Origin of the sequence: Amycolatopsis sp., from assembly GCF_025464955.1 — a bacterium.
Classification (GTDB): Bacteria; Actinomycetota; Actinomycetes; order Mycobacteriales; family Pseudonocardiaceae; genus Amycolatopsis.
Genome location: NZ_JAODNM010000015.1, coordinates 34,899 through 55,209 on the forward strand (window position 1 = coordinate 34,899; position 20,311 = coordinate 55,209).

Here is a 20,311-nt window from a genome sequence, read left to right on the forward strand (position 1 = left end):
TTACCGGTCTGGGTGGCGGTCTCTCAAGGGGGTGGGCGGCATGCGAAAGATGTCCCTAGTGGTCGCGATTGTCCTGGTAACGGCCGCAACAGCCACAACGTCGACCGTGAGCGCGGCTGCTGCGCCGGCCCCGAAGTCCTGGCTACCGCCGACGCCCGCGAACTGGAGTTTGGTGGTGGACCAGACAACTACGCCGGCGAAGACGGTGACCCGGGGCGTCGACGAGTACTCCGAAACCTATGACACCGTCGGCGGACGTCAGCACACCCAGGTGCTGGACGTGAACCTGACCGATCCCAACGTCCGGCTCGGGGTCGTCGAGGCAGGCGACGTCGTCACGAACCCCGCCGACGAGACCGTGACGTCCATGGCCACCCGTACGCACGCCGTCGCCGGCGTCAACGGGGACTTCTTCGAGATCCACGCCAGCGGCCGGCCGCTGGGTGGCGTGATCAGCGACGGCCGGCTGTTGAAGAGCCCGCGGCCCGGTTTCAACGCACAGCTCGGCGTGCGCGCGGACGGCTCGATGGTGCTGGGACCGCAGGGCTTCACCGGCACGATCGCCGACGGCACGAGCACGCACGCACTCGCCTCGGTCAACGTCGTCAACGACATCGTGGCCGGCGGGATCACGGAAGTCACCCCCGATCTCGGCGGTGCCACCGGGCTGGCCGCGTCGACCCTGGTCTCCGGGCACCGGGGGAGCGGAAGCACACTGCTCGTCGACGCCGTGCAGCCCGGTGTGACGTCGGTTCCGACGCTGGATGCCGACGGGCTGGCGCTGCTCGGGGGCGGCGAAGGCGGCCAGTGGCTGGCGTCCTCCGTGCACGTCGGTGACACCCTGTCCGTCAGCGGGAAGGTCGGGCCTGACAACGACCTGGAACAGCTGATCAGCGGCTCGACCATGCTGGTGAAAGACGGTCAGGCGTACGCCGACCCGACCGGGAACCCGCCCGGCGGGGTCAACCCGGAGACGGTGATCGGCCTGACCAAGGACGGCGGCCACGCCATCATCGCGACGCTGGACGGGCGCGCCGGCGAGTCGGTCGCCGTCGGTGTCAGTCCCGCACAGGCGGCCGGGTACATGGTCGCGCACGGCGCGTACACCGCGGTGCTCTTCGACGGCGGCGGCTCGACGGAGATGGTCGCCCGGACGCCGGGAGCCACGTCGACGTCGGTGGCGAACACCCCGTCGGACGGGGTCGAGCGTCCCGTGGCCAACGGACTTTTCTTCTACACCAACGAAACCACCGCCGGACCGGCGAAGAGCGTGGTCGTCAACGACGGCAAGCCGGTCACCACCGTGCCCGGCGCGGCCGTCCCTGTGCCGGTGTACGGCATCGACGCGGCGGCGAACCCGGCGCGGGGAACGCCGAGCGTCCGGGTCGTGCCGAGCTGGCTGGGTACGTGGTCCGGCGGCCGGTTCACCGCCGCGAAGGCTGGCATCGGGACCATCCTCGCTTGGGACGGCGCAGCGTTTACGGCTCAGCCGTTGCGCGTTGTCGACAAGCTGTCCACGTTGACCGTGTCGCCCGCTGCGCCGGATCTTGCCAACGGCGGCAAGCAGACCTTCACACTGTCCGGCACCGCCGGCGGAAGCACCGCGGACATTCCGGCCTCGGCGGCGTCTTGGTCGGTCGGCACGCCGTCCCTCGGTTCGGTCGACGCGGGTGTGTTCACTGCCGCGGCCTCGGGCGACGGACTTGTGACGGTGACGGCGAAAGTGGGCGGGACAACGGCTTCGGCGACGGTCGCGATCGGCAGCCGGTCGCGGCTGATCGACCAGATCGACGACCCGGCGGGCTGGAACCTGCGCAACACCACCGGCGTCCCGGCGATCCTCAGTGCGGATCCGGGCGTTGTGCCGCCGGGGTCCGCAGCGGCGGCGTCGCTGAAACTGGCGTACACCATGCCGGCCGGCGGCGGGTTCAAGCAGCTGGTGCTCTCACCGAAGGTGACGCTGCAGGCCGGAGCCGACTCCGATGGCCGGAACCCGACCGGAATCGGGTTGTGGGTCAAGGGAAACGGCACCGGGATCGAGCTGGCCGAGTCGTACATCTCGGTCGGCGGGACGACGACCACCCTGTACCCGACGACCGTGACCTGGCAGGGCTGGCAGCTCGTGATCGCGCAGCTGCCACCCGGCTTGAATTTCCCGCTGAAGATCAGTTTTGTCGACTTCCTCGCGATCAGCCCGAGCCAGACAACGTCGGGGACGCTCGACGTCAGCGGGTTGCAGGCGCTGTACTCACCCCGACCGGTCGTCGCGCCGCCGTACCAGGCGATCCCGGCGAACCCTTCATGGCTGAGGTTCGACGAGAACGCGGCCGACTTCCCGCACACCGGGTCGACGCTGCTGACGGGGGACGACGCGCACCTCGTCGCGGCGGATCCGGGGTCGGCGAGCAGCCACGTCCTCGACACGATCAAGGACCGGCTCCCGACGCTGCCCGCGCAGGCGCGGCCGAGCCAGGTGCAGATGCTGGGGGACATGGCCGACGACGGGCAGCAGGCGGACCTTGCGTTCGCTCAGTCGAAGATGGCCGCGTTGGGCGTCCCGTACCGCGACCTCGTCGGCAACCACGAGATCAGCCAAGGCGCGCTGCCCGAGAACGGCGACTTCACGCGGGCCTTCGGCGACACGCACTACGCCTACAGCGCCGGGCCGGCGCAGGTGATCGTCACGGACAACGCGCACGGCAGCCTGCTGTCGTCGGACGCCTTCCAGGTGCCGGCCGAGGCGCAGTACCCGTGGCTGGTCAAGCAGCTGACGGACACGGCGTCGCGTGCGGTGGTCGTCGCGACGCACATGCCGGCGTACGACCCACACCCGGTGGCGGACAGCCAGTTCAGCGACCGGTGGGAGGCGCGGATGTACGTCCGGCTGGTCCAGCGGTACCAGCAGACGCACCCGGACAAGCACGTGATCATGGTCTACGGGCACGCTCGCGGGTTCTCCGAACAGATCCTCGATCCCGAGGGCAAGGCGGCTTCCCCGGCCGCGGGCGGGATTCCGCAGCTCACCATCGCCGATCTCGGCATGCCCGCGTACGCGCCTTCGGACCAGGGCGGTTTCTACCACTTCGGGCTGATCCACACGACGCCGTCGGGAGGTATCGACTTCAGCGTCGAGCCGGTGTTGACCTCGATCACGGTGACGTTGCCGTCGGCGGTGGTGAAGGTGGGGACCGCGCAGACGGCGATCGCGACCGGGGCGGAGGTCGGCGGTGACAACCTGCCCGCCGTCACCATGCCGATCGCCGATCCCGCGTCCCACGTCTGGACGTCGAGTGACCCGCGCGTGGCCGCGGTGGACGCCGTGACGGGACGGATCGCCGGGAGACGGCCCGGCACCGCCACGATTTCCGTCACCAGCGGCGGGGTCTCCGGCTCGATCCCGGTGACGGTGACGCCCTGAACGTGGGACTCGCCCGTCTGAACGTGGGACTCGCGGGTCAGGCGTCTTCGGGTTCGACGAGCAGGCGGGCGTAGTTGGCCATCGAGCGCTGGTAGCGCGGCAGGTGCTTGGCCAGTGCTCCGACGGCGATGGAGACGGCCTCCCGCTCCCGGCCGACGTCGGTGAGCGCGAGCGCGAGGGTCGCGCGGACGGCGTCATCGAGGTCGTCGGAGGTGGCTGCCAGCTCGGCGGTCAGAAGCTCGACGCTCTCCTGCGCCCGACCGACGTTGCGCAGCGAGCTGGACATCTGGATCACCGAGCGGCGCCTCCGTAGACCGGTGACCCCGGCTTCGAGCGCTTGGCGGTGCAGCGGCACGGCGACGTCCGAATGGCCGGTCGAGTCGAACGAACACGCCCGTTCGAACGCGGCGATGCCGCTGCCTTCGGGCAACTCGGCGGCGAGTTGCTCGATCCGGTCGCGGAAGTCGGTCTCGTCGAGGTCGTCGATGGTCGTCCACACGCGCGCGACCCGCTCTTCCCAGTCCGTCTCGATCATCGGCGCAGCCTCTCATACACTGCCGAGACGTGGTTGCGGTTTTCGAACTCGGGCGGAGGTGCAGGTGGACGAAGCCCTGCTCCGGCGTCTGGCGCCCGAGGTGCTCAGCGCCCTCATCCGCCGCTACGGCGGCTTCGACACGTGCGAAGACGCCGTGCAGGAGGCGCTGCTGGCCGCGGCCGTCCAGTGGCCCGCCGAGGGGCGGCCGGACAATCCGAAGGCCTGGTTGATCACCGTCGCGTCCCGCCGGCTGATCGAGCTGTGGCGCCAGGACTCGGCCCGGCAACGTCGTGAGGAGACTGTCGCGGCGCGCGAACCGGCCGAGCCCGACGCCGTCCCGGCTGTCGACGACACGCTCACCCTGCTGCTGCTCTGCTGCCACCCGGCGCTGACCCCGGCGTCCCAGGTGGCGCTGACCCTGCGCGCGGTCGGCGGGCTCAGCACCGGCGAGATCGCGCGGGCGTTCCTGGTCCCGGAGACGACCGTCGCCCAGCGCATCAGCCGGGCGAAGCAGAAGATCAAGGCCAGCGGGGCCGAGTTCCGCATGCCACCGGAAGCGGAGCGGTCGGAGCGGATGGACGCCGTTCTGCATGTGCTGTACCTGATCTTCAACGAGGGCTACACCGCGAGCTCGGGGTCGGCTCTGCATCGCGCGGAGCTCACCAGCGAGGCCATGCGCCTGACTCGCCAGCTGCGCGAACGCGTGCCTGAAGACGGCGAAGTCGCCGGACTGCTCGCGCTCATCCTGCTCACCGAAGCGCGCCGCCCCGCGCGGACCCGGCCGGACGGCGCCCTGGTCCCGCTCGCGGAGCAGGACCGGAGCCAGTGGGACGCCGACGCGATCGCCGAGGGCGTCGAGCTGCTGACCGAGACCCTGGCCGCCGCGCCGATCGGCCCGTATCAGCTGCAGGCCGCGATCGCGGCCGTGCACGACGAAGCCGCGCGCTCCGAGGACACCGACTGGCCGCAGATCCTGGGGCTGTACGGCCTGCTGGGCACGCTGATGCCCGGGCCGATGGTGACGCTCAACCGCATCGTCGCCTCCGCCATGGTCAACGGCCCCGAAGCCGGACTGCGGGAGCTCGACGAGGCTCAGGCCGACCCGGCGCTGGCCGGGCACCACCGTGTCCATGCCGTGCGGGCACACCTGCTGGACACCGCCGGCGAGCACGCGGCCGCCCGCGCCGAGTACGAGATCGCCGCCCGGCTCACCCTCAGCGTGCCCGAACAGCGCTACCTGAAATCCCGGGCCGCCCTGCTTTCCTGATTCCCAGGACAGCCCGTCGCCCCGGAGTGGTACAGACCACTCGCAGATTGCTCCGTACTTATTTTAAGCCTTGTATTGACGCTTATCTGTGACCGCCATAACATTCGACGACGGCGGCGCGCGCAGCTGATTCCCCCCTCCCCAGCGACGTTGGAGTGCACTGTGACCCGTGCCAGAACCGCGATGTTCGCGGTGGCGGTCTTAGCCATGTCCGGACTCAGTCTTGCCACGGCGTCGGCGGCGAGCGCCGCTGTCGCGCCCGGCACCTACACCGTGACCGACAGCGGAAGCGGAAAGTGTGTGGACGCCAAAGGCGCCGCGTCCGCGAACGCCACGGCCATCCAGCAGTACACCTGCAACGGCAGCGCCGCCCAGCAGTGGGTCTTCACCGCCACCGACAGCGGCTACTTCCAGGTCGGCACCTCGAGCGCGTCCGCCCAGGTGTGGGACGTCTCGGGAGTTTCGGCCGCGGACGGGGCACTCGTCCAGCTGTGGGCGTACGGCGGTGGCGGCAACCAGCAGTGGCTGCCCGTCGACGAGGGCAACGGTCTGTACCACTTCGTCAACCGCAACAGCGGCAAGTGCCTCGACGTGCCGAGCGCGTCCACCGCGGACAGCGTCCAGCTGCAGCAGTACGCCTGCAACGGTTCCGCGGCGCAGTCGTACTCGCTCAGCGGCGGCGGAACCACCCCGCCGCCCCCGCCGGGAACCCCGGACTTCGGCCCGAACGTGACGGTGTTCGACCCGTCGATGTCGGCCTCCACGATCCAGAGCAAGCTGACCTCGGTCTTCAACGCCCAGCAGTCCGCACAGTTCGGCAACGCGCGCACCGCGCTGCTGTTCAAGCCGGGCACCTACAACGTGGACGCCAACCTCGGCTTCTACGAGCAGGTCGCGGGCCTCGGGCTCACCCCGGGCCAGGTCACCATCAACGGCCAGGTGCACGTCGAAGCCGACTGGCAGAGCGGCAACGCCACGCTGAACTTCTGGCGCGACGCCGAGGGCCTCACCATCAACCCGCCCGGCGGCACCGACACCTGGGCGGTCTCGCAGGCCGACCCGCTGCGGCGTGTGCAGGTCAACGGCAACCTGAAGCTGGACGACGGCGGCTGGTCCAGCGGCGGTTTCCTCGCCGACTCCCGCGTCACCGGCCAGGTCCAATCCGGTTCGCAGCAGCAGTGGCTGTCCCGCAACGACCAGATCGGCAGCTGGTCCGGCCAGAACTGGAACATGGTCTTCTCCGGCGTGCAGGGTGCTCCGGCAGCGACCTCGTTCCCGAACCCGCCGTACACCGCGCTCGCCCAGTCACCGGTGGTGGCCGAGAAGCCGTACCTGTACGTCGACGGTGCCGGTGCGTACAACGTGTTCGTTCCCGCCTTGCGTACCAACAGCTCCGGCACGTCGTGGGCGAACGGCAACCCGGCGGGCACTTCGCTGCCGATCAGCCAGTTCTACATCGTCAAGCCCGGTGACACCGCGTCGACCATCAACGCGCAGCTCGCGGCCGGCAAGAACCTGCTCGTCACCCCGGGTATCTACCACCTGAACCAGACGCTCAACGTGACGCGTCCGGACACCGTGGTGCTGGGCATGGGCCTCGCGACCTTCATCCCGGACAACGGCGTCACGGCGGTCTCGGTCGCCGATGTCAGCGGCGTGAAGCTCGCCGGTCTGCTGATCGACGCCGGTCCGACGAACTCGCCGGTGCTGATGCAGGTCGGTCCGAGCGGATCGACGGCGGACCACTCGGCCGACCCGGCCGTGCTGTCCGACGTCCACTTCCGCATCGGCGGTGCCGGGGTCGGTAAGGCCAACCAGTCGCTGGTGATCAACAGCAACAACGTGATCACCGACGACACCTGGCTGTGGCGGGCTGATCACGGTGACGGGGTCGGCTGGGGTACCAACACGGCGAACAACGGCCTGATCGTCAACGGCAACAACGTGACGGCGTACGGCCTGTTCGCCGAGCACTACCAGCAGTACCAGACCCAGTGGAACGGCAACGGCGGCAAAACGATCTTCTACCAGAGCGAGATGCCGTACGACCCGCCGAACCAGGGCTCGTACATGAACGGTTCCACCAACGGCTGGGCCTCCTACAAGGTCGGGAACTCGGTGACCAGCCATGAGGCGTGGGGTGTGGGCGTCTACTGCCTGTTCGTCAACGACGCCAGTATTTCCAACGCACACGCCATCGAGGTACCGACCAACGCCAACGTCAAGTTCCACAACATGGTGTCGGTGATGCTCGGCAGTAATGCGGGAACGATCACCCACGTGATCAACAACACCGGCGCCGCGGCCGGACCGGGGCACACGGTGACCGACCTGGTCAGCTACCCGTGACCCAAAGATAGGTACCACCCGCTTCACCTTTAACCGCGGCGTTTCCCGGCCGGACCCGGCCGGGAAACGCCGCTTGGCAAAGGAGAACGCATGTCGATCAGAGACGGGCGACTCGCCCGCGGACTGGTAGCACTGGGTGTCGTCGCGGCGGCCGCGCTCGCCTGGGTACCGTCCGTCTCCGCACAACCGGCGGCCGCTCCCGCGATCACCCCGGCCGCGGTAAAACCGGCCGCCGCACAACCAGCCGCCGTGCCCGCGCCGCCGTCCGGGTTCACCACCACCTGGAGCGACGACTTCAGTGGCGCCGCCAACTCCGCGCTGGACACCGGAACCTGGCGTTACGACGCCGGGCCGGGCAGCAGCTTCGGCACCGGCGAGATCGAGACGACGACCACGAGTACGTCGAACGTCTACGAAGACGGCAACGGCCACCTCGTCCTCAAGGCCCTGCACTCGGGAACCGACCCGAACGCCGGCTGGACCTCCGGCCGGGTCGAAACCCAGGCCGACGGCTTCGGTGCCCAGCCCGGCGGCGTCGTGCGGATCCAGGCGTCCATCCAGCAGCCGAACCTCAGCACCGCCAACGGCGCCGGGTACTGGCCGGCGTTCTGGATGCTGGGCGCGCCGCTGCGTGTCGGCATTCCGTGGCCGGGCTCCGGCGAGGTGGACGCGATGGAGGACATCAACGGGCGCAGCTCGGTCTTCGGCACGCTGCACTGCGGCGTCAGCCCTGGCGGCGCGTGCAACGAGAGCACCGGCGTCGGCAGTGGTGAGCGCGCGTGCGGAGGTTGCCAGACCGGGTACCACACCTACGCGGTGGAGATCGACAGGTCGACCTCGCCCGAGCAGATCCGCTGGTATCTCGACGGCGCCAGCTACTTCACCCTGAACTCCAATCAGATGGACGCGACCAGCTGGGCCAACGCGGTCGATCACAGCTTCTTCATCATCTTCGACCTGGCCATCGGCGGCGCGTTCCCGGCCGCGTACGGCGGCGGTCCCAACGCCGCCACGGCGTCCGGCGGGCAGCTGAACGTCGACTACCTGGCCGTGTACAACAAGCTGCCGGCGGGTCTGGGCACGAACGTCGCGCAAGGCAAGCCGACCACGGCGTCCTCGGCGGAAAGCGCCCAGTTCCCGGCGTCGAACGCCACTGACGGCAACGTGACCACCCGCTGGTCGAGCGGGTTCAGCGACCCGCAGTGGGTGCAGGTCGACCTCGGTCAGAACTACAACCTCACCCATGCGACGGTGACCTGGGAGGCCGCCGCGGCGTCGTCGTATCAGCTCCAGAGGTCGACCGACGGTACGACGTGGACGACCATCACCACGAACAACAACAGTCCCGCCGACATCCAGGATCTGTCGATGTCGGGCACCGGGCGGTACGTCCGCATCTACGCGACCAGCAGAGCGTCGCAGTACGGCGACTCGCTCTACGAACTGGCGGTGTACGGCACGCTGTCGTCGGGCGGCAACGGCGGCAACACCGTGCTGTCGCAAGGGAAAACGGCCACGGCGTCGTCGGCGGAGAACACGAGCTTCACCGCGACGAACGCCGTCGATGGCAACACCGGCACGCGCTGGTCGAGCGCGTTCACCGATCCGCAGTGGCTGGAGGTCGACCTGGGCGCGAGCCACTCGATCAGCCAGGTCGTGCTCAACTGGGAGGCCGCCTACGCGACCGCGTTCCAGATTCAGACCTCGGCGGACGGCTCGAACTGGACCACGGTCTACACCACGACCACGGGAACCGGTGGGACGCAGACACTGCCCGTGTCCGGTACCGGTCGGTACGTGCGGATGAACGGGACGGCCCGGGCTACGCAGTACGGCTACTCGCTGTGGGAGTTCCAGGTCCTCGGCACCTGACCTCCGCAACGCGCCGTCGACTTGCGCTCGCAAGTCGACGGCGAGTTGCTGTCGCCGACGCTCTCCGCGTGATTGGTCTATGATCGTCGAACAAGCGAGAAAACGCCGGAGAGAGAAGAACCATGTCGGAAAAGCCTGTGCTGATCCCCGGTCCCGACCATCCCATCACGGTCGAGGCGAACCCGGGTCGCGTGGTCGTGAAGCTCGGCGGACACGTCGTGGCCGACAGCCTCGACGCGTTGGCCCTGCGTGAGGCTTCCTACCCGGCCGCGCAGTATATCCCGCGTAAGGACGTCGATTTCTCGGTCCTGGAGCGCACCGAGCACACGACGTACTGCCCGTACAAGGGCGAGTCGGCCTACTACAGCATCCGCGTCGGCGACAAGGTCGCGGAAAACGCCGTCTGGACCTACGAAGCGCCGTACGACTCCGTCGCCGAGATCAAGGACCACGTCGCGTTCTACCCCGACCGTGTGGACTCGATCGAAGAACTCTGAGCCGTTTCTTGTCCGATTCGAGCCAGGATCACGCCTGAACCTTCTGCCGGTGGCCTGATTTTCTTTACACTGCCCTGACTTCTTCGGTGGTCAGGGAAGGTCGCCATGCGGCGGTTTCTGGTTGTGGTCCTGCTCGTCGCGGCTGCGCTTCCGTTTCCCCCAGCGGTGGCTTTGGCTGCCACCCGAGTTTGCGCGCTCTCGTGCGACACCCTCGATCCCTCTCGGGCCGCTCAGGAGACTTTCCCGTTGCCGGACCTCGTCATCAACGGCAGGACCGTGCGCCTGCACGCGTCGGACCCGGACGGGATGGCCTGGGGCAGCATCGACGGGGGAGTCGCCGGGGACTCGGTGTGGCTCGACCGGTCCTTGGACGGCGGCGCTACCTGGGAAGGGTTGCTGGGCAAGGCTTTCATTCCATCGACGTGGACCGGTACGCGCACCCTGATGTACAACCTGACCGACCCGGTGAACCACCGGCGCGGTCTGGTGCGGGCCTGCGGGGATGCCCAGGGTGTCGCTTGCACTGGTTGGATCTATCCGAAGGTGTGCGACGCCGGCTGCGACGGCACGGACGCGAGCCAAGCGACAGGCGACATGCAGGCGGTCGGGCCGGTGACGCTCTTCGGTCGCACCATCGTGCTGCACACCGACGCCAACTCCATGGCGTGGGCGAGTATCGCCACCGGCGGGCCGGGCGACGAGATCTGGCTGGACCGCTCCTGGGACGGGGGCGTTACCTGGCCCGACGGCTCTTCTCTCGGCCGGACAAGCGTTACCGCCGGCGGTGTCGGCGCGCGGACAGCGATGTTCGCCACCCGCGACCCGCGCGGCAAACTGTACGGCGGCGCTGTCCGCGCGTGTGGGCGCGAGGCGAGTCATCAGCAAGGCGCTTGCACCCCGTGGGTCCGGCCCGCTCCCGCGCGGGCGAAGGCCGCGGCGGACACGCTGATGTGGTCCTACGACCCGAACAACGCCTGGTGGCCGAGCAGTTGGTGGAACTCGGCGGCCACCCTCACCGCACTGACGGATTTCGAAGTGCGGACCGGTACCCACGACTACGACTGGGTCATCGGGCGGACTTTCGACGTCAACCGCGGTGCCTTCCCGGCCGGCGCGCGCAGCAGCGACCCGATCGACGGCGACTTCACCAGCCGGGCGATTGACGACTCCGCGTGGTGGGGCCTCGCCTGGGTCGCGGCCTACGACGAGACGCACGACGCCCGGTACCTCGCCGAGGCAACCATCATCGCCAACTACGTCAGCGGTTTCTGGGACACGAGCACCTGCGGCGGCGGGGTCTGGTGGGACCGCGAACGGACGTACAAGAACGCCGTCACGAGCGGCCTCTACCTCCGGTTGTCGGCCGCGCTGCATCTGCGCGTCACGGGTGACGTCGTGTGGGGCCAGCGGGCGAAGGCCGCGGGGGACTGGTACCTGGCCAGCGGGTTGGTCAACTCCGCAGGCTTGATCAACGACGGGCTGACCAGCGACTGCCGGAACAACGGCGGCACGGTGTGGAGCTACAACCAGGGCCTGGGCATCGGCGGCCTCACCGAGGCCTGGCGTGCTACCGGGGATACGCGCTACCTGGACGCGGCACGCCGCCTCGCCGACGCCGCGCTGTCCTCTCCCGTGCTCACGACCGGCGGTGTGCTGACTGAGTCGTGCGACACGGGCACGAAATCCTGCGACGACAACCAGAAACAGTTCAAAGGTGTCTTCGAGCGCTACCTCTCAGACCTGGCGCAAGCGACCGGGAACGCTACCTACACGCAGTTCACCCAGCGGCAGGCCGATTCGCTGTGGACGACCGACCGCGACACCCTGAACCGCATCGGGGAACGCTGGGCCGGGACAAGCCCGAACCAGGTCGACTGGCGCACACAGGCTTCGGCTTTAGGCGCGCTTACTGCCGCGGCTCCTTGACGACGTCGGCGTCACCGGTGTGAGCTGATGGCGCAGGGTCGGTTCCGCTGTCCGGTTCGGTCTACTACAGCCCAGGACCGGGGCGGACTGTTCTTGTAGCGGCGGATCCGGGGGCCTGTCTCTTTGTGTTGGTGGTGCTTTTGCTCACGAGTGGCCGAAAGGGACTTTTCTTGTGGTGAACGCACGGATAATGCCGTTCGCGATTCGCCGCTCACGTTAAGCAACCAGCCTTGGGGGATTGGGGTATCTGTGAGTGACACCCGCGATGTGCAGTTGGACGTGAAGGCCACCTTCACGCCGTAATTTGCCGTGAAGGTGGCCTTCACGTCCAATCCATGATCACGTGCAGCGATAAAGCGTATCAGTCTTTCGTGTATCGAAGAGGCGTTCGATCTGCGGTAGGATAAAGGGGTGTCCAGCTCACTGATCCGGTTTCCCTCGCTTGCCGATATTCGGCGTGCGAATCCGGTGGAAGCTGCTGTGATCGCTCGCCGACTGGCGCGGATTTACAACGAGTGTGACGCGCTGTTTGGTGTGTTGGCGGCGAAGGTGGAGACCGAGGGTGTGAAGGTCGTCTACCAGTACCTCGCCACAGCACTCTGGCTCGACGACATCACTCAGATCGGCCCGGCGGCGGCGAAGCGGATCGTGATCCGGGGTAAGGCCGTGAACTCCTCCCGCAACCTGGACGGGACGGAAATCCCAGCGATCGCACCACTGGCCGGTCTCGCAGCACGCACAGGGGACATCACCCCCGCGCACGTGGATGAGATCGTGGCGACGATGATCAACATGCCCGCGACCGTGTCCGATAAGGACCGGGCGGGTGCGGAGAAGATCCTCGTCGACCTCGCCCGCCAGGCGACACCCCTCGAAGTCCGCAAAGCCGGCGACCGGCTCCTGAACACCTTCGACCCGGACGGACCCGAGCCGAAGGATCCGCCGGAGAGACCGCAGCGGGAGCTGGCGTTCCAGGAACACCGCGACGGCACTGCCACCCTCAAAGGCAAGCTCGACAACCTGGCCTACGCCCAACTCCGCGCAGCCCTCGACCCACTGGCGAAACCACACTCGACGAAAGAGGAAGGCCGCGACACCCGCAGCCAATGGGAACGCCACGCCGACGCCCTCGTCGACCTGGTCCGCCTCGCGATGACCGTCGACAAGATGCCCACCCATGGTGGTGACCGTGTCCATGTGGCGGTCATCGTGGACTACGAGACACTGAAGTCCGGGATCGGGACGGCGATGCTCGACTATGGCGGTGTGATCACGGCCGCGGAGGCGCGGATGTTGGCGTGTGACTGCAAGGTGATCCCCGCTGTTCTCGGGACCGAGAGCGAGCAGATGGATCTGGGTCGGTCCAAGAGAATCATCACCACCGGGCAACGGCGACGACTCGTCATGCGAGACCGCGGATGCGCGTTTCCCGGTTGTAAAAGCCACGCCAAACACTGCGACGGGCATCATATCGTGTATTGGATCCTCGGCGGGCCAACAAATCTGGACAACTTGACCCTTCTTTGTGAACGCCACCATAGGTTGGTTCATTGTGGTGGTTGGGAAGTGCGGATGGGTGGTGACGGGAGACCCGACTTCATCCCGCCTGCCCATCTTGATCCGCTTCGAAGACCCAGGCGTAACACCATGCACGTGTAACAGAATACCGACTCCATACCAGGGCTCGTGAGTGCCGCGACCGGATCATCCGGCCGCGACACTGGCGAGCCCTGGCTGCATTCCCGGTACAACAGCAACTCGCCGTCGAGTTGCGGTAGTTGATCTCCGCAACGATCGCAACTCGCCGTCGACTTGCGAACGCCGACAGCAGTACTGAATCGGGGGACCCCTGGTCCGAATGATCCGTACCAGGGGGCCCCGATACGAATCGGAGCGGGCGCAGCGAGCCTCGGCAGCCATCGCGTCACGGATGCGGCGCTCGGATCCGCACCGCAGTCCCTCGCAGCCCCTGTCGTTGCTTCAGTAGACGGGAGCGCCAGCGCGACGGTGACCGCGCTTGCCGAATCGCAACGTGGACTCGAAAATCACCCAGGTCACCGAGTCAACGGGTGCTGACGGCTTTCGCTGCGTGGTCTCGAAAATAGTGTGGTCAACCGAATGCGGTCAGGCGATCCAGACGGTCTTGAGGTTGCAGAACTCGCGGATGCCCGCCGCCCCGAGTTCGCGTCCGTAGCCCGAGTTGCGGACCCCGCCGAACGGTAGTTCGGGGTATGAGACCGACATGCCGTTGATGAACACGGCGCCGGCGTCGAGCGCATCGACGATCCGCTGGGCCTGGTCCTCGTCCGTCGTCCACACCGCGGAGCTGAGTCCGAACGGTGTGCCGTTGGCCAGCGTGACGGCCTCCTGCTCGTCGGCCGCCCGGTAGAGGACGGCGACGGGCCCGAACGCTTCCTCTTGGAAGAGCCGCGAATCGGGGCCGACGTTGTCGAGCAGGGTGGGTGGGTAGTACCAGCCAGCGCTGCCCGTGGGCGTCGCGGCCGTGGCGAGTACCCGCGCGCCGTGGGCGATGGCGTCCTCGACCTGGGCGGCAAGTTCGTCGCGGCCGTCGAGTGTTGCGATAGGACCGATATCGGTGGTCTCCTCGAGCGGGTCGCCGACCGAGAGCGCGGCGATCTTCGCGGCGAACAGCGCGGCGAACTCGTCGTATACGTCGGTGTGGACGATGAAGCGTTTCCCTGCGATGCAGGACTGGCCGTTGTTGTTCATCCTGGCCGCGACGGCCGTGGTCGCGGCCTGTTCGACGTCGGCGCTGGGCAGGACGAGAAACGGATCCGAGCCGCCGAGCTCCAGCACGGTCTTCTTGATCGCGCGACCGGCGAGCGCACCCACGCTGCGCCCGGCGCCGTCGGATCCGGTCAGGGTGACCGCCGCGGTCCTGGGGTCGGCGATGATCGACCCGACGCTGTCCGAGCCGATCAGCAGCGCGCTGAACGAACCAGGTGGGAAGCCGCCACGGATGAACAACGAATCGAGGTACAGCGCGGACTGTGGCACGTTCGAGGCGTGCTTGAGCACGCCCGCGTTGCCCGCCATGAGCGCGGGGGCGGCGAACCGCATCGCTTGCCAGATCGGATAGTTCCACGGCATGACTGCCAGCACGACGCCGAGTGGCTGGTATTTCGTAAGTGCCCGGCGGGCGCCGACCTGCTCCGGTGCGGGCAACGGCTGTTCGGCGAGAAACTCTTCGGCGTGGTCGGCGTAGTAGCGCATGGTGCGCGCGCTCTTGGTGACCTCGGCGCGAGCCTGCCGGATCGGCTTGCCCATCTCGACGACGATGGCGTGGGCGACTTCTTCGCAGTCGGCTTCCAGCAGGTCGGCCGCTTGCCTCAGCCACGACGCACGGGTGCGAAAGTCCGTGGCACGAAGCAGGCGTACCGCGTCGTGTGCCGCCTGGACACATGCTTCGATCGCCGCCGGACCTTGCGTGGCGAACTGCGTGACCACCTCTCCGGTGGCCGGGTTCGTCACGGCGATCGAGCGCTTGACCGGGGCTTCGGCGGCTGTCGTCATCTGCGGCCTTTCTGCTGGGAATTCAGGGTGAGCGGTGAACGGTGAACAGCTCGGGATGGCGTGCGAGTTGCAGCCGGGTCCGCCGGATGTGCGCCCTGGCGACCAGTTCCGCTTGGTCCGTATCGCCTTCGCGCAACGCGCGGACCAGCATGCGGTGTTCGTCGTGGACGATGGTGTCGCCCTGGTCCAGGAAGACCCGGGTGAACATCAGGCGGTAGTGGTGCGTCATGTTCCACATCCGCTGCACGATCTCGTCGAGGACGACGGTCTTCGCGCCGGAGTACGAGAGGTCGTGGAATTCGCGGTCCAGTCGCAGGAACTCGTCGGCACTGCTCGTGTTCGCCATCTGCTCGGCGAGCGCGTCCATCCGGTCGCAGACGTCGGGTGCCAGCCCGGGCATGCTCGCGGCCAGCAGCAGCGGTTCGACCTGTTCGCGGATCCGGTAGAACTCCTCGCATTCGCCGAGGTCGAACTGGGACACCCAGGCACCGGAGTTCGCGACGAGCTTTACCAGGCCGTCGGCTTCCAGGATGCTGAGCGCGCTTCGGACCGGGATGCGGCTGACGCCGTATTTCGCGGCGATTTCCTCCTGCCGGATCCGGCTGCCGGGTGCCAGCTCACCCGAGAGGATGGCGTCGCGTACCCCGTCGGCGATGCGGCGGCTGTTGTTGCCGACGCCGGTTTTCTCGCTGCTGGGTGACACTGGGGCGCCGGGTTCATGCTCGTCGGTCATGATGGACATCATGCCTAACGCGCCGGATGCGCGGGATGCCACAGGGTCAGTGTCGCGTCCGTTTCGTAGGCTTTGCCGCGCGGGAAGCTCACCAGTTCGAACTGCATTCCCCACGGGGCGAGGAAATAGACCCAGCGCTGCCCGGCGCTGGCGTTCTTGCTCTCGACGGGTTTGCCGAGGACCTGGACACCGCGCGTGCGCAGATAGGCGACCGCGGTATCGAGATCGTCGACGTAGAACGCGATGTGGTGGCCCCCGATATCGCTGTTGCGCGGCTGCGGCCGCTGCTCGTCGGCGGGCTCCCACCCGAAAACCTCGAAGTTGGGGCCGAATCCGCAGCGGTAGAAGCGCAGTTTGCGCATGACCGACCGGGGATGCACGTTGAGCTGCTCGTGCATCCAGTCGTCCTCGTACACGAACGGGCCGAGCTCGTACACGCGCTCACAGCCGAGCACTCCGACCAGGAAGTCATCCGCTTCGTCAAGATCGGGCACGGTGAAACCGACGTGTTCCGCGCCGCGCAGGCCTGGCACTGGCATCCATCCTCCTTGTAGCTCGATTGGATACAGTACCGCCCCAAATGCCGATGTCAACACGGGAAGAGCGGCGATCGGGCTTGCGATTGGATACGATGTCTGGGTATCTTGGTGAAGTTCGGCGCGGCGCGACGCGTCTTCCGGGGATCGAAAGCGGCGAGGAAAGCTGATGCCACGACAACGACGTTTGGAACCGATCCGGCCCTGGGTGCAGCTCAGTACGACCAGGGCGGACTGGCAGGACGCCGACCCGGCCCTGCTGGGCGCGATGCTCGGGCAACTGCAGCTGATCCGCGCGTTCGAGGAGACCGTGCTCGAACTGGCGTCCGAGGGGTTGGTGCACGGGCCGGCGCATTCGAGTATCGGGCAGGAAGGCGGGGCCGTCGGCTCGGCCATCGGGCTGCGCACCGCGGACGCGATGAACGGCTCCCACCGGAGCCACCACCAGTTCCTGGCCAAGGCCATCACCCACCTCACCGGTGGAAAACTCGACCTGAGCGCGCTCGTCGACGACGACGTCCTCGCGTTGCTCCGCCGTACGTTGGACGAGATTCTGGGGCTATCACAGGGATTCAGTCGGGGGCGCGGCGGTTCCATCCATCTGCAGTGGCTCGAAGCGGGTGCGCTCGGCAGCAACGCGATCGTCGGTGGCGGGGTTCCGCTGGCCGCTGGGAACGCGTGGGCGCAGCGGCGCGCCGGCACTGACGACGTGACCGTCGCCTACTTCGGCGACGGCGCCGTGAACATCGGCTCCGTGCTCGAGACGATGAACCTCGCCGCCGCCTGGGATCTGCCGCTGTGTTTCTTCATCGAGAACAACCTCTACGCGGTCTCGACAAAGGTCGCCGAGGTGACGCGCGAGGACAGGCTGTCCGGGCGCGGGCTCGGTTTCGGCCTTCCCTCGTGGAAGGTCGACGGGATGGATCCGCTTGCCGTGCATCTGGCGATGGCGCAGGCCGAAGAGGTCATGCGCGCCGGTGACGGCCCGACCGTCGTCGAGGTGGAGGTCTACCGCTACTACCACCAGAACGGGGCGTACCCCGGCAGTGCCTTCGGCTATCGCACGAAGGAGGAGGAAGCCGCTTGGCGCGAGCGCGACCCCATCATCAAGGTGGCGGGCGAAATGCGGCGGCTGGACCTGCTCGACGAGCCGGCCGCGGACGGCGTACGCGACCAGGCGCGCGAGGCGATGCGCCGGGTCACCGGTGAGCTGCTCGAGCCTGATCCGGCCGCGGACGGCAAACGGCGGATCCGGCCCGAGCTGTGGCCGGACCCCGCGACCGTCGACGACGGGCTTCGCGGCGACGCCGGCGAGCTCGACAGCGCCCGCGTCCTCGATCCGGCCGGGTACCGCGGCCCCACCACGTCGGCCCGGTTCGTCGACGTCGCGTCGAACGTGCTCGGCCGCCGGATGGAGACCGACCCGCGGGTGGTCGTCCTCGGCGAAGACGTCCACCGGCTCGGTGGCGGGACCAATGGTGTCACCAAGCACGCCCTGCAGGTCGCGGCGGATCGGGTGCTGGGCACCCCGATCAGCGAGAACGCGTTCGCCGGCCTGGGCGGCGGGATGGCGCTGGACGGCCGGTTTCGCCCGGTGGTCGAGTTCATGTACCCGGACTTCCTCTGGGTCGCCGCGGACCAGCTGTTCAACCAGATCGGCAAGGCGCGGCACATGTTCGGCGGGCACAACACCGTTCCGTTCGTGCTGCGGACCAAGGTCGCGATGGGCACCGGCTACGGTTCGCAGCACCTGATGGATCCGGCCGGGATCTTCGTCACCAGCCCGGGCTGGCGCATCGTCGCCCCCTCGACGGCGTCCGACTACATCGGACTGTTCAACGCCGCGATGGCACTGGAGGACCCGGTTCTGGTCATCGAGCACGTGGATCTCTACCCGGAGCGGCAGGAAGTTCCGCTGGACGACCTCGACTACGTGCTGCCACCGGGAACAGCCGCGGTGCGCCGCGCCGGATCCGAGCTCACGGTCATCAGCTACCTGTCGATGGTCGGCAAGTGCGCGGCGGCGATCGATCGGTCCGAAGTGGACGGCGAGCTGATCGACCTGCGCTGGCTCGACCGCGCCTCGCTCGACTGGGACACGATCGGCATCAGCATCCGCAAGACCAACGCGGTGCTCATCGTCGAGCAGGGCGCACGCGGTACGTCCTACGGCGGCTGGCTCGCGGACGAGATCCAACGCCGCTACTTCGACTGGCTCGACATGCCGGTCCGTCGTGTCACCGGCACCGACGCGAGCCCGAGCATCTCCCGCGTCCTCGAGGCGGCGGCTATCGCCGGGGTCGACGACATCGCCACCGCGCTGCGCGCCTGCAAGGCCGAACTGGGCGGGGGTGCCTGATGCCCGCTGTCATCCGCATGCCGGAACTGCTCGCCGGTGCCGCCGAGGCGGTCCTGCTCTCCTGGTACGTCTCACCCGGCGAGGAAGTCTCCCCGGGGCAGGTCGTGGCGGAGATCGAAACCGACAAGGCAACCGTCGAGCTCGCGGCCGATCACGGTGGTGTCGCCGCGGGGCTGCTGGTGGAAGGCGGCGCGTCGGTCGCGGTCGGCACTCCCATCCTCGTCCTGGCCGGGAGCGGCGAATCGGCGGACGAGGCGATGGCCGGTTTCGCGGCACCGGCGACGCCGTCGGTCGCATCGGACAACGGCTCGGCCGGTGACCCGGCTGAGCGAGCCGCGGCACAGCCGGCCGCGGCGGTGGCGTTGTCGGCGTTGTCGGAGCGGCGATTCGCCACCCCGCTGGTTCGAAAGCTCGCGCGTGAACGCGGTATCGACCTCGCCGTGGTTACGGGTACTGGGCCTGCCGGGCGCGTCGTGCGCCGGGACCTGGAACACCACCGCCCGGAAGAGAACGAGACTGTCGCTACCGCTGCGCGGCCGGCATCGCCGTCGTCCGGCGCCACCGAGCCGGGGGAGCAGGGCTACGTCGAGATCCCGCACACCCCAATGCGCCGTGCCATCGCGCGGCGGCTCACCGAGAGCAAGAGCACGGTCCCGCACTTCTACCTCGAGGCCGACTGCCGCGTCGACGCACTCCTGGAGCTGCGGCGGGCGATCAAGGCCGACGAGTCGATACCGGTCACGCCCTCGCTCAACGACTTCGTCCTCAAGGCGGTGGCAGCGGCGTTCACCGAAGTCCCCGACGCGAACGTGGTCTGGACTGCCGACGCGGTGCGCAGGTACGACTCGGTCTCCATCGCGGTGGCGGTGGCTGTCGACAATGGACTGGTCACGCCGGTCGTTCGGAACGTGGACCGGCGTTCGCTCGGCGATGTCAGCCGCACGACCGCGAGCCTTGCGGTACGCGCCCGCGAGGGAAAGCTCAAACAAGCCGATCTCGAAGGTGGTTCGTTCGCCGTGTCGAACCTGGGCATGTACGGGATCGAGCGATTTGCCGCCATCATCTCGCCGCCGCATTCGGGCATCCTCGCCGTCGGTGCCGCCACTCGACGCCCTGTCGTGGACGAGCACGGTGCGCTCGGTGTCGCGACGATGATGACTGTCACGCTCTCCGGCGATCACCGCGCGCTCGACGGCGTCCTGGGCGCCCAGTGGTTGACGGCGTTCCGGAAAACTCTCGAGAACCCGATGAAGATCCTGGTGTAGCCGCCCTCGCTTCGCGCGTG

The 20,311-nt window shown here is 68.0% G+C and carries 13 protein-coding genes; 9 read left to right on the forward strand and 4 right to left on the reverse strand.

The genetic code is table 11. The features are described from left to right. Positions 1 to 106: 106 nt before the first annotated feature. The gene (locus JWQ81_RS01735; protein ID WP_297536957.1) at positions 107 to 3,418 is read left to right on the forward strand and encodes a phosphodiester glycosidase family protein; all 3,312 of its coding nucleotides are present in this window, start codon (positions 107 to 109) and stop codon (positions 3,416 to 3,418) included. Positions 3,419 to 3,455: 37 nt separating this feature from the next. Here JWQ81_RS01735 and JWQ81_RS01740 read toward each other — a convergent pair whose 3' ends face one another. Continuing rightward, a complete protein-coding gene (locus JWQ81_RS01740) occupies positions 3,456 to 3,953 on the reverse strand; it encodes a tetratricopeptide repeat protein (RefSeq protein ID WP_297536958.1) in 498 nt (165 codons plus the stop codon). A gap of 64 nt (positions 3,954 to 4,017) precedes the next feature. Between JWQ81_RS01740 and JWQ81_RS01745 the strand changes: the two genes are divergently transcribed. The 6 genes from JWQ81_RS01745 (at position 4,018) to JWQ81_RS01770 (ending at position 13,523) form a co-directional block, all read left to right on the forward strand. Next, positions 4,018 to 5,220: a sigma-70 family RNA polymerase sigma factor gene (locus JWQ81_RS01745; RefSeq protein WP_297536959.1), complete on the forward strand. Its 1,203-nt coding sequence runs from the start codon at positions 4,018 to 4,020 to the stop codon at positions 5,218 to 5,220. 183 nt (positions 5,221 to 5,403) lie between these two features. Continuing rightward, entirely contained in the window at positions 5,404 to 7,569 is a 2,166-nt protein-coding gene (locus tag JWQ81_RS01750) for an RICIN domain-containing protein (protein WP_297537022.1), read from the forward strand. Between the two features lie 90 nt (positions 7,570 to 7,659). Next, positions 7,660 to 9,441, forward strand: a complete 1,782-nt coding sequence (locus JWQ81_RS01755) for a discoidin domain-containing protein (protein WP_297536960.1) — start codon at positions 7,660 to 7,662, stop codon at positions 9,439 to 9,441. 122 nt (positions 9,442 to 9,563) lie between these two features. Beyond that, positions 9,564 to 9,938: a DUF427 domain-containing protein gene (locus JWQ81_RS01760; protein ID WP_297536961.1), complete on the forward strand. Its 375-nt coding sequence runs from the start codon at positions 9,564 to 9,566 to the stop codon at positions 9,936 to 9,938. A gap of 105 nt (positions 9,939 to 10,043) precedes the next feature. Then, positions 10,044 to 11,864, forward strand: a complete 1,821-nt coding sequence (locus JWQ81_RS01765) for a glycoside hydrolase family 76 protein (RefSeq protein ID WP_297536962.1) — start codon at positions 10,044 to 10,046, stop codon at positions 11,862 to 11,864. 411 nt (positions 11,865 to 12,275) lie between these two features. Further along, entirely contained in the window at positions 12,276 to 13,523 is a 1,248-nt protein-coding gene (locus JWQ81_RS01770; protein ID WP_297536963.1) for an HNH endonuclease signature motif containing protein, read from the forward strand. A gap of 465 nt (positions 13,524 to 13,988) precedes the next feature. Here the strand turns inward: JWQ81_RS01770 and JWQ81_RS01775 are convergent, their stop codons facing one another. From JWQ81_RS01775 to JWQ81_RS01785, 3 genes are read right to left on the reverse strand one after another with little or no spacing between them, the layout of a single operon-like run. After that, positions 13,989 to 15,398, reverse strand: coding sequence for an aldehyde dehydrogenase family protein (locus tag JWQ81_RS01775; RefSeq protein WP_297536964.1), 1,410 nt, complete (start codon positions 15,396 to 15,398; stop codon positions 13,989 to 13,991). A 22-nt stretch (positions 15,399 to 15,420) separates the two neighbouring features. Then, positions 15,421 to 16,131: a GntR family transcriptional regulator gene (locus tag JWQ81_RS01780; protein ID WP_297536965.1), complete on the reverse strand. Its 711-nt coding sequence runs from the start codon at positions 16,129 to 16,131 to the stop codon at positions 15,421 to 15,423. Positions 16,132 to 16,145: 14 nt separating this feature from the next. Next, on the reverse strand, positions 16,146 to 16,670 hold the full coding sequence (locus tag JWQ81_RS01785) for a VOC family protein (protein WP_297536966.1): 525 nt from the start codon (positions 16,668 to 16,670) through the stop codon (positions 16,146 to 16,148). A 166-nt stretch (positions 16,671 to 16,836) separates the two neighbouring features. Here JWQ81_RS01785 and JWQ81_RS01790 point away from each other — a divergent pair, with 166 nt between their 5' ends. Next, complete coding sequence (locus JWQ81_RS01790; RefSeq protein WP_297536967.1) at positions 16,837 to 19,026, forward strand: thiamine pyrophosphate-dependent enzyme; 2,190 nt, start codon at positions 16,837 to 16,839, stop codon at positions 19,024 to 19,026. After that, positions 19,026 to 20,291, forward strand: coding sequence for a dihydrolipoamide acetyltransferase family protein (locus JWQ81_RS01795; protein ID WP_297536968.1), 1,266 nt, complete (start codon positions 19,026 to 19,028; stop codon positions 20,289 to 20,291). The genes JWQ81_RS01790 and JWQ81_RS01795 overlap by 1 nt, the downstream gene beginning before the upstream one ends. Positions 20,292 to 20,311: the final 20 nt, after the last annotated feature.

Bases quoted from the DNA above. Each gene is read 5' to 3' on its own strand.
- JWQ81_RS01740 (WP_297536958.1), bottom strand. From the start codon at position 3,953: ATGATCGAGACGGACTGGGAAGAGCGGGTCGCGCGCGTGTGGACGACC.
- JWQ81_RS01750 (WP_297537022.1), top strand. From the start codon at position 5,404: ATGTTCGCGGTGGCGGTCTTAGCCATGTCCGGACTCAGTCTTGCCACG.
- JWQ81_RS01755 (WP_297536960.1), top strand. From the start codon at position 7,660: ATGTCGATCAGAGACGGGCGACTCGCCCGCGGACTGGTAGCACTGGGT.
- JWQ81_RS01760 (WP_297536961.1), top strand. From the start codon at position 9,564: ATGTCGGAAAAGCCTGTGCTGATCCCCGGTCCCGACCATCCCATCACG.
- JWQ81_RS01765 (WP_297536962.1), top strand. From the start codon at position 10,044: ATGCGGCGGTTTCTGGTTGTGGTCCTGCTCGTCGCGGCTGCGCTTCCG.
- JWQ81_RS01775 (WP_297536964.1), bottom strand. From the start codon at position 15,398: ATGACGACAGCCGCCGAAGCCCCGGTCAAGCGCTCGATCGCCGTGACG.
- JWQ81_RS01780 (WP_297536965.1), bottom strand. From the start codon at position 16,131: ATGACCGACGAGCATGAACCCGGCGCCCCAGTGTCACCCAGCAGCGAG.
- JWQ81_RS01785 (WP_297536966.1), bottom strand. From the start codon at position 16,670: ATGCCAGTGCCAGGCCTGCGCGGCGCGGAACACGTCGGTTTCACCGTG.
- JWQ81_RS01790 (WP_297536967.1), top strand. From the start codon at position 16,837: ATGCCACGACAACGACGTTTGGAACCGATCCGGCCCTGGGTGCAGCTC.
- JWQ81_RS01795 (WP_297536968.1), top strand. From the start codon at position 19,026: ATGCCCGCTGTCATCCGCATGCCGGAACTGCTCGCCGGTGCCGCCGAG.